Annotated in this window: 12 protein-coding genes; 10 read left to right on the top strand and 2 right to left on the bottom strand. The window is 44.1% G+C overall.

The window, feature by feature from the left end; all coding sequences use genetic code 11:
• Window positions 1-18: 18 nt before the first annotated feature.
• Both ACFW2W_RS09850 and hisIE read left to right on the top strand, forming a co-directional pair.
• The gene (locus ACFW2W_RS09850) at window positions 19-246 is read left to right on the top strand and encodes a ChaB family protein (protein ID WP_378176759.1); all 228 of its coding nucleotides are present in this window, start codon (window positions 19-21) and stop codon (window positions 244-246) included.
• Window positions 247-344: 98 nt separating this feature from the next.
• Window positions 345-995 carry a bifunctional phosphoribosyl-AMP cyclohydrolase/phosphoribosyl-ATP diphosphatase HisIE gene (gene hisIE, locus ACFW2W_RS09845; protein WP_378176757.1) on the top strand — a complete coding sequence of 217 codons (651 nt, stop codon included), beginning with the start codon at window positions 345-347 and terminating at the stop codon, window positions 993-995.
• 37 nt (window positions 996-1,032) lie between these two features.
• Here the strand turns inward: hisIE and ACFW2W_RS09840 are convergent, their stop codons facing one another.
• Window positions 1,033-2,304 (bottom strand): MFS transporter, encoded by a 1,272-nt coding sequence (locus tag ACFW2W_RS09840; RefSeq protein WP_378176755.1) that lies wholly within the window; start codon window positions 2,302-2,304, stop codon window positions 1,033-1,035.
• A 256-nt stretch (window positions 2,305-2,560) separates the two neighbouring features.
• On the opposite strand from ACFW2W_RS09840, the gene ACFW2W_RS09835 reads away from it, so the two are divergent.
• The 7 genes from ACFW2W_RS09835 (at window position 2,561) to ACFW2W_RS09805 (ending at window position 10,726) form a co-directional block, all read left to right on the top strand.
• Window positions 2,561-2,740 (top strand): chlorophyll a/b-binding protein, encoded by a 180-nt coding sequence (locus tag ACFW2W_RS09835; protein ID WP_378176753.1) that lies wholly within the window; start codon window positions 2,561-2,563, stop codon window positions 2,738-2,740.
• A 190-nt stretch (window positions 2,741-2,930) separates the two neighbouring features.
• Complete coding sequence (locus tag ACFW2W_RS09830; protein ID WP_378177172.1) at window positions 2,931-3,680, top strand: sucrose-phosphate phosphatase; 750 nt, start codon at window positions 2,931-2,933, stop codon at window positions 3,678-3,680.
• Between the two features lie 28 nt (window positions 3,681-3,708).
• Window positions 3,709-4,332: a Holliday junction branch migration protein RuvA gene (gene ruvA, locus ACFW2W_RS09825; protein WP_378176751.1), complete on the top strand. Its 624-nt coding sequence runs from the start codon at window positions 3,709-3,711 to the stop codon at window positions 4,330-4,332.
• A 158-nt stretch (window positions 4,333-4,490) separates the two neighbouring features.
• A complete protein-coding gene (locus tag ACFW2W_RS09820; protein WP_378176749.1) occupies window positions 4,491-6,419 on the top strand; it encodes an ArnT family glycosyltransferase in 1,929 nt (642 codons plus the stop codon).
• A gap of 241 nt (window positions 6,420-6,660) precedes the next feature.
• The gene (locus ACFW2W_RS09815; RefSeq protein WP_378176746.1) at window positions 6,661-8,313 is read left to right on the top strand and encodes a M48 family metalloprotease; all 1,653 of its coding nucleotides are present in this window, start codon (window positions 6,661-6,663) and stop codon (window positions 8,311-8,313) included.
• A 172-nt stretch (window positions 8,314-8,485) separates the two neighbouring features.
• The gene (locus ACFW2W_RS09810) at window positions 8,486-9,136 is read left to right on the top strand and encodes a class I SAM-dependent methyltransferase (RefSeq protein WP_378176744.1); all 651 of its coding nucleotides are present in this window, start codon (window positions 8,486-8,488) and stop codon (window positions 9,134-9,136) included.
• A 267-nt stretch (window positions 9,137-9,403) separates the two neighbouring features.
• The gene (locus ACFW2W_RS09805) at window positions 9,404-10,726 is read left to right on the top strand and encodes an alkaline phosphatase PhoX (RefSeq protein ID WP_378176742.1); all 1,323 of its coding nucleotides are present in this window, start codon (window positions 9,404-9,406) and stop codon (window positions 10,724-10,726) included.
• Between the two features lie 45 nt (window positions 10,727-10,771).
• On the opposite strand, the gene ACFW2W_RS09800 is transcribed toward ACFW2W_RS09805, so the two are convergent.
• On the bottom strand, window positions 10,772-11,551 hold the full coding sequence (locus ACFW2W_RS09800; RefSeq protein WP_378176740.1) for a class I SAM-dependent methyltransferase: 780 nt from the start codon (window positions 11,549-11,551) through the stop codon (window positions 10,772-10,774).
• Between the two features lie 346 nt (window positions 11,552-11,897).
• Between ACFW2W_RS09800 and ACFW2W_RS09795 the strand changes: the two genes are divergently transcribed.
• The coding region (locus tag ACFW2W_RS09795; protein ID WP_378176738.1) for an IS1 family transposase at window positions 11,898-12,238 on the top strand (341 nt) is incomplete at its 3' end.

Here is a 12,238-nt window from a genome sequence, read left to right as displayed (position 1 = left end):
CTGAGGGCAATGCCCATCATGTCCTACCAAACGAATCAGGATTTACCTGTAAGTGTTCGCTCTCGCCTCTCGGAGGCAGCCCAGGAGTTATATCGGGCAGCATTCAACTCTGCGGTTCAATGGTACGGAGAGGAATCCAAGGCTCACGAGGTTGCCCTCCGCGCCGTTAGAAGTCAATCAGCCAGCCTAAATAGTATCTTTGGCAAATGCCTGGAACCGCTTCTTGCGACCTCTTATTTACTTTAGCGAACAACCCGGACGAATATCTGAGGCATCTGAACGGGTGCTGAGCAGTTGGCAGTGGCGGAGTGATATCTTGTACAAGTGACTCATTTGTACTGAAAATGCCAGCTGCTGAACCCTCTGCTTTAAGCAAATCCATCCCCATCGATCGAATCCACTATAACGAGCAGGGACTGGTGCCAGCGATCGCGCAAGATTATCTGGATGGCACGGTCTTGATGATGGCTTGGATGAACCGGGAGTCGTTACAGAAAACGCTGGAAACGGGACAAGCTTGGTATTGGAGCCGTTCTCGTGGGGAGTTATGGCATAAAGGTGCGACTTCGGGGCACTTACAAAATGTGCGAAGTCTCCGCTATGACTGCGATAGCGATGCGCTGCTGGTTAGTGTGGAACAGGTGGGAGAAATTGCCTGTCACACCGGAGAACGCAGCTGTTTTCATCAAGTAGATGGGGAAAAAGCGCCGCCTCCAGCAGATACCTTGTCGGATCTGTTTGCGACGATTTGCGATCGCCGCGACAACCCAACTGAAAGTTCCTACACCTGCAATTTATTTGCTGGTGGGGATAATAAGATTTTGAAAAAAATTGGCGAAGAGTCCGCTGAAGTGGTAATGGCTTGCAAGGATGACGACAAGGAAGCGATCGCGGGTGAGGTTGCTGACTTGTTCTATCACACTTTGGTTGCTTTAGCTCACCATCACGTCGATGTCAGAGACGTTTATCGCAAGTTGCAGGAAAGACGGCGGTAAAGAGTTTTAAACGCTCTCGGTACGCAAAGTCTTTGCGTTACTTTGCGTTACTCTCTGCGTTCTTTGCGTTTAAAATCCGATTCAAGTATTGCAAAATCGCAATTGTGATGGCTACGCTTAACGCTAAGCCCAGCCAGAAACTATGCGCCACGACTGGCGGTTGATCTAATGCCCAGCCACCCAAGGGAGGGCCAATAAAATAGCCAGCCGCCCAGCAGAGGGAGTTAATTGAAAAGTATACACCCCGCTGCGATTCGGGGGCTAAGTCTGTAATCAGGGAAGATGCAGAAGGCATATAAGAGACGGTAGCAATAGCAAATACTCCCATTGCTAAAATTGCCCACAATAGCTGGTTAGATTCAGCTACTCCTGTAAACCAAATTAAGCTAAATCCTAACCCCCAAAATAAGGCGGAAATGCACAAAGCGTAGGGATGAGTAAAGCGTTTTAGGATTCTCACTACTGGCAGTTGTAAGACAATGGCTAAGACAAGGTGCCAGGTAAATAAGGCGCTAATTGTTGTGGGTGAAAAACCTTTCCCAGACTCTCCTACGGGGATGAAATTGCTAAAGTACAGCGGCATTGTACTTTGGGTTTGAGAGATATACGTGGTGAAGATAATATTAACTAGGCAAAAAATCAACAGATAGCGATCGCGCAGTGCAATTGCCCAACTGGTTAATGCTTGTTGTTCGCGTTTTCCTGGTTTGTAAGTTTCGGCGATCGCTGCATACACTACCCCAAAGAATACTACAAACGAAATCGCATCAATCACAAATAATGCCCGATAAGCACCCGTTGTGCCAATCAATACGCCTGCAAAAACAATTCCTAGTCCCAAACCGAGACTATCTGCCAGTCGCGTTATCGCGTAAGCTTCTTTAAGTTGCTCTCCTTGGGTCAAATCTGCTACCACTGCTTCCGTGGCAGGCCAATACAAACCTAATCCCAATCCCATCAGCAAGTTACCGACTACTAAGGTGGAAAAATTGCTAGTAGCAGCTAACACTAGGGAAGCAACCGCTGAAATAGCCGCTGACAATAATAGGGTGCGGCGGCGTCCCCAAAATTGGGAATCGCAAAAAGAACCTCCGACAATATGTCCCAGTGCTTTAGAAATAGCACCACTTCCCAAAGCAAAACCTACCTGGATTGCTGATAATCCGACTTGGTTGACAAAAAATATGGGCGCATAAAACAACGTGAAGCCGGTGCCAATTCCAGAGAGAAATCGACCGATGGCAAGAATCCAGACTTGAGGATTTAGCTGCGGAATCCAGAAATGCGTGAGTTGGCGGAAAAATTTCATGGGATCGGGGAAAATTAGCGGTCTGCTATGAAGGCAATGCGGTGAACGTACTTGTGGGATATCGACTTAAATAGGGGAATTGCTTAAATTGAGCAGAATCGGTTTTTCTCAGGTGATAAAGATAGTGAAGGCTAAGGCGCGATCGCTCTCAAGCTCTAACCTCAGATAGAGAACACCCCAGCTTCTTGTCGTTACATTTGGTTACATAAGCTAAACATTGCTTAACAAACGTAGCGATAAACCCGGAGTTTCCACCATGCAAGAGACACAGAAAGTAACCCCTCCCGTCATGGACGATCGTAACGCTTGGAGATACGGCTTCACTCCCCAAGCTGAAATTTGGAACGGGCGTCTAGCTATGATCGGCTTTTTAGCCGCCACTCTGATTGAAATCTTCTCAGGTCAAGGCTTCCTGCACTTCTGGGGTCTGATTTAGAATTAATTCCCTTGCATTTCCGGCATCATGTCACCTCAAGTAATCAGCCTGGGAGTTATCAAAACGCTCCCAGGTTTTTTTATCTTCAATTGTCGCTAAGTAGTGTGGGTGAGCGATCGCTTCCCATCACGACTGATAAACTCCCATATAAGAAAATAATCCAGTAGCCAAATCCCAAGCAATGAGCAAAGTGAAGCCATTTCTATTCGTGACCGATTTAGACAATACCTTAGTAGGCGATGACGACGCCCTAGAAGAACTCAAGCGCCACCTGAGCCAGCATCGGCAACAATACGGGACAAAGATTGTTTATGTGACAGGTCGTTCCCCCACCCTCTACCAAGAACTGAAGACCAAACAGCATCTGTTAGAGCCAGATGTCTTGGTGCTGTCTGTTGGAACGGAAATTTACCGAGATGGCAGCGATACTCCAGATCCAGCCTGGGTAAAACAACTTTCTCACAACTGGGATCGTAACTTGATCGTCGCCACAACCGCTCATTTTTCTGACCTAGTTCCCCAACCGCCATCAGAACAACGCCCCTTTAAAGTTAGCTACTTCCTCTGTGAAGAAGCCGCCGTTGAAGTTCTCCCTCAGCTAGAAGATTTGTTGGAAGAACGCCAGCTAGATGTCAAGTTGATATATAGCAGTGGCAAAGACTTGGACATCTTACCTCGCGACGGCAATAAAGGAACTGCAACCGCGTTTCTGCGGCAGCAATTTCAGATACCTCCAGAACAAACCGTTGTTTGTGGTGATTCTGGCAACGATGTATCTTTCTTTCAGTCCGGCGAGGAACGAGGAATTATTGTCGGGAATGCCCAGCCAGAACTGCTAAAGTGGCATTACGCCAATCCTTCTGTCAATCGCTATTTAGCAAAAGCTGATTGCGCTGGAGGTATTCTAGAAGGTTTGAAGCATTTCGGCTTTTTAGAATGAACTTATCCTACATCCTCAACATCTTTGCATGATCGGCTATCTCAAAGGCACGGTAGCTGGCATCCAGAAAAGCACCGCCAATCGCGTCATCCTGATTCTGGAAGTCAATCAGATTGGGTACGAACTGCATATCCCACCACGCCTGGAGGCTGAGCTACCGGCGGCGGGAGAAACGGTGCAAGTTTTTACACACCAACAAGTTCGGGAAGATCAAGTCCTCCTGTATGGCTTTGCCTCCGCTGCTGAGCGGGATTTATTCCGCGCCTTAGTTAGTGTCAGCGGCATTGGTGCCAGAGGCGCGATCGCCCTCTTAGACACCTTAGGGCTGTCAGATTTAGTCCAGGCAATCGTTACTGGCAACACCCGCACCTTAGCGAAAACTCCTGGCATCGGCAGCAAAACCGCCGAACGTCTGGCGCTGGAACTGAAAACTAAACTGGCAGAGTGGCGACACTCGGCAGGGGTTACTAGCACCGCAGCTAGCCCTTCCGCTGCCATTTTAGAAGATGTGGAGATGACGCTACTGGCCTTGGGATATAGCAATAGTGAAGTGGCACAGGCGATCGCTGTCGTCAGACAGGATGCCTTGTTGGCGAAAAGCCCGAATGCGGAAGATTGGATTAGAGGCGCGATCGCTTGGTTGAGTCATTGACAGCCTCTCAGCGCGATCGTCAGGCTTGGTACAAAGCCGCGACTTCCTGTTGTCGGATATCTGAGGATTGAATTCGAGGCGCGATCGCTTGGTTGAGCTAGTAGTACACTTATTATAGAATTGCTATCTAACGCTTGCTGTAAACAGGAGTGACAGATGTGTTTGTATTTTTGCCTATAGTTTCATTTATTCTTCTAGTTATAATTTTCAAAAAACATAATGGCTGGCGCAGTTCTTTATTAGCAGCATCTGTTGTCTGGGGATTTTTATTAACAGGTATTACTGAAATATTCAGTTTATTTAAATTAATTACATTTAGTGGTTTGTTTGCAGGATGGTTATTCACAAGTATTGGATTAATTTTTATTTATATTTGGGTTAGTAAAAAAACAAGAAACATTACAAATTTAAACAAAAATACTAAGACACAACAGCTTCCGAAAATACCGCTTTTCTTGTTTTTTTTGCTAGGCAGTGTAGCTTTTATCGCTGCTACAGTTGGTTTAATTGCCTTGATAGCACCGCCCAACAATTGGGATTCTATGTCCTATCACATGGCGAGGGTCGTTCATTGGATTCAAAATCATAGCGTTTCTCATTATCCAACGAGCTATTTGCCACAGCTATACCAAAACCCTTGGGCAGAATTTACAATCATGCATTTTCAGGTTTTAAGCGGTAGCGATCGCTTTGCCAACCTTGTTCAATGGTTCAGCATGGTTGGAAGCATTATTGGGGTATCGCTAATTGCCAAGCAACTTGGAGCAGATTTGCGGGGTCAAATTTTTTCTGCCGTCGTTGCTGCAACTCTTCCGATGGGTATTCTCCAAGGCTCAAGCACCCAAAATGATTATGCAGTCACTTTTTGGTTGCTTTGTTTTGTTTACTATGTACTGTTGACGGTTAGAAACAAAAATAATCTAAATAATATATTCTTCATTGGAGCTAGCTTGGGGCTAGCTATTTTTACAAAGGGAACGGGATATATTTACGCATTTCCGTTTTGCCTTTGGTTTTTTGTATCTACCTTAAAATTTTATAAGTGGCAATCTTGGAAACCATTTTTGCTGGTTTTCTTTCTAGTATTTATTATTAATGTTGGTCATTATATGAGAAACATTGAAATATTTGGCTGGCCTTTTTTTGTACCTCCGGAATATAAGATGGAGGGGTTTAGCATTTTAACATTTATTTCAAATGTAATTAAAAATATAGGATTACACATGGCTATACCCCTGGATATAGTCAACAACGATTTAATAGAAAGAACAATCCGTTTAATCCACACAATTTTAGGTGTAGATATAAATGATCCTCGGACGACTTCTTCTCCAGAAATAGAATTTAGTATTCAAGGAGTAGCAACCTTTGAAGACAGTGCGGGTAATCCAATTCACTTTTTTCTTATAGTATTTACTATTGCTCTTTTCATAACTAGGCGTAGTTTGAGAAGACAGCGGTATCTTGTAGGTTATCTTGTCGCTGTCGTAGGTAGTTTTTTGCTATTTTGTTTGCTGATAAAATGGCAACCCTGGCAAAGTCGCCTTCATCTGTCTATTTTTCTACTTTTTTCTGCATTTAGTGGAGTAGTGCTGTCTGACAGATTGCATCATAAAATTGCCAATTATATTGCTGTTTTTATTATAGTGTCATCGCTTCTATGGGTTTTTTACAATGAATCTAGACCGATAATAGCCGATAGAAATATATTTAATACTAGCAGAATAGAACAATACTTCTCAAACCGAATAGACATTAAAGATTCTTATGTGGAAGCAGTCAATCAGATAAAATCTAAAGGTTGTAGAAATATTGGCTTATATTTGCGAACAGACGCTTGGGAATACCCGTTTTGGGTAATTTTTCATAAAACTAACACCCAACCAATTCATCTTGAACATATTAACGTTAAAAATGTATCAGCGAAAACATTAAATTTATATCCTTATAACAACTTCATTCCTTGTGCTATTCTTGCTGTGGATTTTGGGCGCACTCAAGAGATTGTTACCAAAAATGGGATTTATGTTAAAGAGTGGTCATCGGTAAATTCAAGAGATCCAGTTATTGTTTTGCTTAGGCAATAGAGGGGTCATTTAAAGAAAAGGTCAATAGCACTCACCAGACTGACACTGAACACGATCTAATTTAATTTAATTTATTTTGCGCCCTAGTCAGCGGCATTGGTGCCAGAGGCGCGATCGTCTCTCTAAAATAAGTCTGTGTAGAATGGCAGAACCCGCCTCTGAGTTCCTATAGTCGCAGAGAGATAGGTTGGGTAAACTCTAAACATAATATAGAAAAATAGAGTTCCCATCTTCCTCTGCCATGAAACTTGTCTGGAATTCCTTGGCTTTTGCGCTGGTACTTTGGTCAACTTCTCCCGCAGCAGTGCTAGCGGAACCTGCATCTCCTCCCACGGTAATCGTGACTCCCGTTCCCAAGAAGACGGAAACGACAACGCCGACTGAAAACACGGACACGGAGAAAGTCCAACCATCTGCTGAAGAAACCAAACCAGAACCCAGTCCGGAAGCAAGTGAAAAGCCGGATACCAAACCAGAATCCGATACAGATAAGGCGGAGGAGGAAAATCCGACTCCAGAAGAAATTGCTCGACAAGAGAAAATAATTGAAGCGGACAAGCTTTATTTAGGAGGACAATTCGCCGCAGCAGAAAAGCTGTACCGCGAAGCAAAAGCTCCCTTTTCTGATGCAACCGAGAAAACTGAGCGAAAAGAACCAATAACTGACGCCGACAAGTTAGCGCCAGCGGGTAGGGTGTATTGGCGCGAGGCTCAGGCGGGTTTAGAACAAAAACTGGAAAGCAAAATTTTCGTACCGCTGCAATTTTTAGTAGAGCAGTATCCTGAATTTATTCCCGGTCACGTTCAGTATGCAAAAGCGCTGCGGGATTACAATCAGGTAGAAAAATCTTTACAGGTTTTAGAACGAGCAAGCACTCTTTACCCCGCCGAACCGATGTTGCTCAAAGCAAAAATTGCAGCATACAGCCAAAATAAAAAGTGGTTGGAAGCTTCGCTGTCAGCACGTCAATTTGCGTTGCTAAATCCCAATCATCCGGAGGCTAAAGAGTTTGAAATACTGGCACAAGAGAATCTGAAACGTTATCAATCGCATTTACGCGCCGAGTTGAGAGGGAATGCGATCGCTAATGCGATTACGGGTGCTTTAAGCTATGCCTTCACCGGCAGTTTGTTTGGCCCTCTGACTGCCGTCGAAAGCGCTGCACTGATGCTGCGGGGAGAATCTGCGGTTGGTCAATCAGTGGCAAAACAAGCAAAACGCCAACTGCCACTGGTTGAAGATGAAGAGGTGTTGAATTACGTTCGGGAGATTGGAAATAAATTAGCAACGGTAGCGGGACGCCAAGATTTTGAGTATGAATTTTATGTGGTTCTAGATGACGATCTCAATGCTTTTGCTCTACCAGGAGGCAAGATTTTTGTCAATGCGGGAGCGATCGCTCGCACCCATTCTGAGGCAGAATTAGCCGGTTTACTCGCTCATGAATTATCTCATGCTGTCCTATCTCATGGGTTTCAATTAGTAACGCAAGGAAATCTTACGGCTAGCGTCACCGAATTTATTCCCTACGCGGGAGGTACTGTCACTAATCTCATCGTTTTTGACTATAGTCGCGACATGGAACGTCAGGCGGATATTCTCGGAACTCGCATTCTTAGTTCTACCGGCTATGCGGCGGATGGGATGCGGAATCTGATGGTGACGCTAAACAAGCAAGATCGCGATCGCCCGATCTTCACTTGGCTTTCCACGCACCCGATCACTGATGAGCGGACTCGCTATTTAGAAAGTTTAATTCAGAGTAACGGCTACAACCGCTATGCCTATGAAGGAGTAGCGCGGCACAACGAAATTAAGGCAAAAGTGAAAAAAATTCTAGACGAGGCGAAGAAGAAGGAAAAAGAACGCAAGCGAAAGCGCGATCGCAATTAACAATTAAGTAGGTAGACATCATTAAACTCGCGCATCTGATGTAGGGAATGGTTGAGGAACGAAACCCAACATTGACAAGGGTTTAATGGGTTACTCTCCCTTGAAGGCTAAAGCCTACACTTATACTCTAACCATCCTACAAATATTAGATCCCTCTACTTAGCTATTAGCCATGCAACGAATATTAGAACCCGAAGTCATGGACAGTTTGGAAGAAGCTGTTGAATATGACGCAATGGACTTTACAGAAATAAACGGGGCATTTGCTCAACGGGCAATTGAGCTAGGAACAACAAATGCAACTGTTCTGGATGCCGGAACCGGAACCGCTCGAATTCCTATCTTAATTGCACAGCAATGCCCTGAATGGCAAATTCTCGGCATCGATATGGCAGAATCAATGCTGCAAATTGGCAGAGAAAATGTAGAAAAAGCTGGGTTGCAAAAACAAATTATTCTGGAATTTGTTGATGCCAAGAAGTTACCTTATCAAGATGGACAATTTGATCTGGTAATTTCTAATAGCCTGTTTCACCACCTACCCAATCCACTGCCATTCTTGCAAGAACTGAAACGAGTGCTAAAGCCGCAGGGTGCTATTCTCATCCGAGATTTAATTCGTCCTCGTAGCGAGGAAATAATGAATAATTTGGTGGAAAGTATCGGTACAGAGTACAACAAACACCAAAAGATGTTATTCCGCGACTCTCTCCACGCTGCGTTTACCTTGGATGAAGTGCAGGACTTCGTGCAACAAGCTGGCTTGGAGGGTGTTACAGTTTATCGATCGAGCGATCGCCATTGGACAGCCGAACGAGCATGAGTTGAGTTTCCCTGAAGACAATTCTTCAGCCTTATTTTCTGCCATTAATCTTGAAGATGAATAAGTATTTTAACGCAAAGGTACGCTAAGGTAAACGCAAAGGTTCGCAGAGGATTATTAGCGTAATTGTACGTTAATAATTTTTTAGGAAACCTGTGCAAGTAATAATATTTTCTGAATAAAAAATTAACCGAGTGTTAATCAAAGCTTTGCCGAAGGTTGATGAACGCGGATTAAGCTGTTCTACGCATAAACGCGGAGAACACCATGTCTTTATCACGGCGGCAATTCTTCACCCTAGCAGGCACCAGTGCTGCGGGTGTTGTTTTAATGTCCCCTCTAGAAGCTCTCTATAACAAAGCAGCCAGGGGTCAATTAGTGAGTGGGGGAGGTTATGGCCCGCTGATTCCAGATTCCAACGGTTTATTAGATTTACCAAAGGGATTTCAATATCGCGCCTTCTCGCGCACCGGAGACATCATGAACGATGGCAATCCAGTGCCGGGTGGTCACGATGGTATGGGTGCTTTCCCCGGTCCCAATAACACAACTATCTTAGTTCGCAATCACGAATTAAGTCCGAATTCCACCACCCAAGTTGCCGGACTCAAATACGATAATCTCTGTAAAGGTGGCACAACAACCCTGATTGTAGGGCCGAATCGCCAACTGCAAAATCATTTTGCTTCCCTAGCAGGAACCTACCGCAACTGTGCAGGTGGGACGACTCCTTGGGGTTCGTGGATTAGCTCTGAAGAAAATACCTCGACTCCCGCTACAAACGATCCAGTTAATACGACGGGCAATGTCGAGAAACGTCACGGTTATAACTTTGAAGTTCCGGCGAATGCAAAAAGAAATGTGGTTCCTGTGCCTCTGAAAGCAATGGGGCGTTTTAACCACGAAGCAGTTGCAGTTGATCCCAAAACTGGGATTGTTTATGAAACTGAAGATAAAGGAGATAGTCTCTTCTATCGTTTCATTCCAAATCAACCGGGCAATCTTGTGGCAGGCGGTGTTTTGGAAGCTCTGAAAATTAAAGGAATGCCCCAGGCAATTACTAAAACTAATTTCCCGGTGCGTCAACCAAAAGCAGTTGAATGGGTTCGCATCGACAATCCCGATCCTGATACGGATACTGTCCGCGTCGAAGGCTTTGGTAAAGGAGCAGCCCAATTTTCACGCGGGGAAGGAATCTGGTACGGCAGCGGTGAATTTTACTTTTGCTGCACGAATGGTGGTGCTGCTAAACTAGGTCAAGTTTGGCGCTACGTTCCTGGGAAAACTGCACAAGAAGGCGGCACTCTTGAACTATTTGTTGAACCAAACAATGTAAATGTATTAGATAGTCCTGATAACATTGTTGTGGCTCCTTTTGGCGATTTGATCCTCTGTGAAGATGGCGACGACGAGCAATTTGTAGTCGGGGTGACTCCAAAGGGCGAACTCTACCAATTTGCTCGGAATGCTATCAATGATAATGAGTTCGCTGGTGCCTGTTTTTCACCTGATGGTAACACCATGTTTGTGAATATCCAAACTCCTGGCATTACTTTTGCTGTCTGGGGACCTTGGGCGAAAGGAAAATAATTAGTAATTGTTGTAGAGACGCGAAATTTCACGTCTCTACAACAATTACCAATTATCTGCAAGGTAAACATTCGTACAATAGACTAAATACACATAGCCGCCCTCATGACAAGCGCTGGCATACAATTCCTGCAAATCTGTCACAAGTTGCTGGTATGCCAACCCTTCTTTGGGGATGTACGATACACTATTTGTCCTGCCAATTAGTCCCTCTAAATCTAACTGTTGCCGGTACTCAAAAGTATGGCAGCGGACATCCGGAAAATGCGGACTGGTTAGCAGTGAAGCGACTGAAACCATCCGCTTTTCTGCTGGATGATTGTTTGATGCAATCTCAACTAAGCGGCTATAATTTGTTGTGAATTCATCGTTTTGATCGCGATCGTTCCACACCACCGCTAGTCGTCCGCTTGGCTTGAGAATGCGGCGAAATTCCAGCAACGTTGGTTCGGGATTAAACCAATGGAAAGATTGGAAGCAAGTTACTAAATCAACGGATGTGTCGGGTAAATTCGTTGCTTCTGCTGTCCCGTCACGAAACTCTACCAGCGAATGCGGTGATGCAGCTTCTCTCATCGCCGCGTTTGGTTCGATAGCGATCGCATTCACTCCACGTTGGGCTAACAAACGCGAGGAAATTCCCGTACCTGCACCCATATCTGCGGCTACCAGTTGCGACGGATTCCCCAATCCTTCTAAAATAATATCAATAGCGGCGTCTGGGTAGTTCGGTCGGTACTTGGCGTAATCTTCTGCTCGATTGGAAAATCGATTCAGTGGATTCATTGCGTGTAGCGGTGTGTCTTTTGAGTTAGTTTCTTTCATCAGTTTCACCCACTAATAAATTTAGACTATTTCCGGTATAAGCTAGGAAAAAACCATGAAAGCTTCTTTTTCTAAAATCTTCCTAGTTTATTTTTTCCTCTAAAAGGTCTGATTACTAATAAGAGAGCGAGCCTTTTTTTTGGGTGTTACGATTAGCAAAAGTTATTTGACAAAATTTCGACTCTTTATTAAAATATTTTAAGCTGGGGCATTGCTGTACATAAAAATAACTTTTTATAAACTTAATTAAACTTCTATATAAGAAATCTGGCGTTGCTGAATTAGGGTATGATAAAGCGAGCGAGCGTGCGAGCGCCAAAAAAAACACTCATTAAGATGCAATATTATGCAATGCCCTGAATGTCAGTCAACTCATATTAATAAAAATGGTCAGAAAAAAGGCAAACAAAATTATATCTGTGTCAGATGTAAGAGACAATTTATAGATGATTATCAAGCTCAAAAAGGCTACTCAGAAGAAGTTAAACGTGAATGTCTAAAAATGTATGTTAATGGTATGGGTTTTCGAGCAATTGAAAGAGTCAAAAATGTGCATCATACTACAATCATTAATTGGGTCAAACAAGTAGGAAAACTCTTGCCAGATTTTTACGATCCAGAAAGGACTCCACAAGTGGGAGAATTAGATGAATTACAAACATTTGTCGGCTCAAAAAAAACAAAACC

The organism is Coleofasciculus sp. H7-2, assembly GCF_042747725.1.
Taxonomy (GTDB): Bacteria; Cyanobacteriota; Cyanobacteriia; order Cyanobacteriales; family FACHB-T130; genus FACHB-T130.
The sequence above is the reverse complement of the archived record's forward strand: the minus strand, read 5'-3'. Positions and strand labels throughout refer to the sequence as shown.

Bases quoted from the DNA above. Each gene is read 5' to 3' on its own strand.
- ACFW2W_RS09835 (WP_378176753.1), top strand. From the start codon at position 2,561: ATGCAAGAGACACAGAAAGTAACCCCTCCCGTCATGGACGATCGTAAC.
- ACFW2W_RS09850 (WP_378176759.1), top strand. From the start codon at position 19: ATGTCCTACCAAACGAATCAGGATTTACCTGTAAGTGTTCGCTCTCGC.
- ACFW2W_RS09815 (WP_378176746.1), top strand. From the start codon at position 6,661: ATGAAACTTGTCTGGAATTCCTTGGCTTTTGCGCTGGTACTTTGGTCA.
- ACFW2W_RS09840 (WP_378176755.1), bottom strand. From the start codon at position 2,304: ATGAAATTTTTCCGCCAACTCACGCATTTCTGGATTCCGCAGCTAAAT.
- ACFW2W_RS09805 (WP_378176742.1), top strand. From the start codon at position 9,404: ATGTCTTTATCACGGCGGCAATTCTTCACCCTAGCAGGCACCAGTGCT.
- ruvA (WP_378176751.1), top strand. From the start codon at position 3,709: ATGATCGGCTATCTCAAAGGCACGGTAGCTGGCATCCAGAAAAGCACC.
- ACFW2W_RS09800 (WP_378176740.1), bottom strand. From the start codon at position 11,551: ATGAAAGAAACTAACTCAAAAGACACACCGCTACACGCAATGAATCCA.
- hisIE (WP_378176757.1), top strand. From the start codon at position 345: ATGCCAGCTGCTGAACCCTCTGCTTTAAGCAAATCCATCCCCATCGAT.
- ACFW2W_RS09810 (WP_378176744.1), top strand. From the start codon at position 8,486: ATGCAACGAATATTAGAACCCGAAGTCATGGACAGTTTGGAAGAAGCT.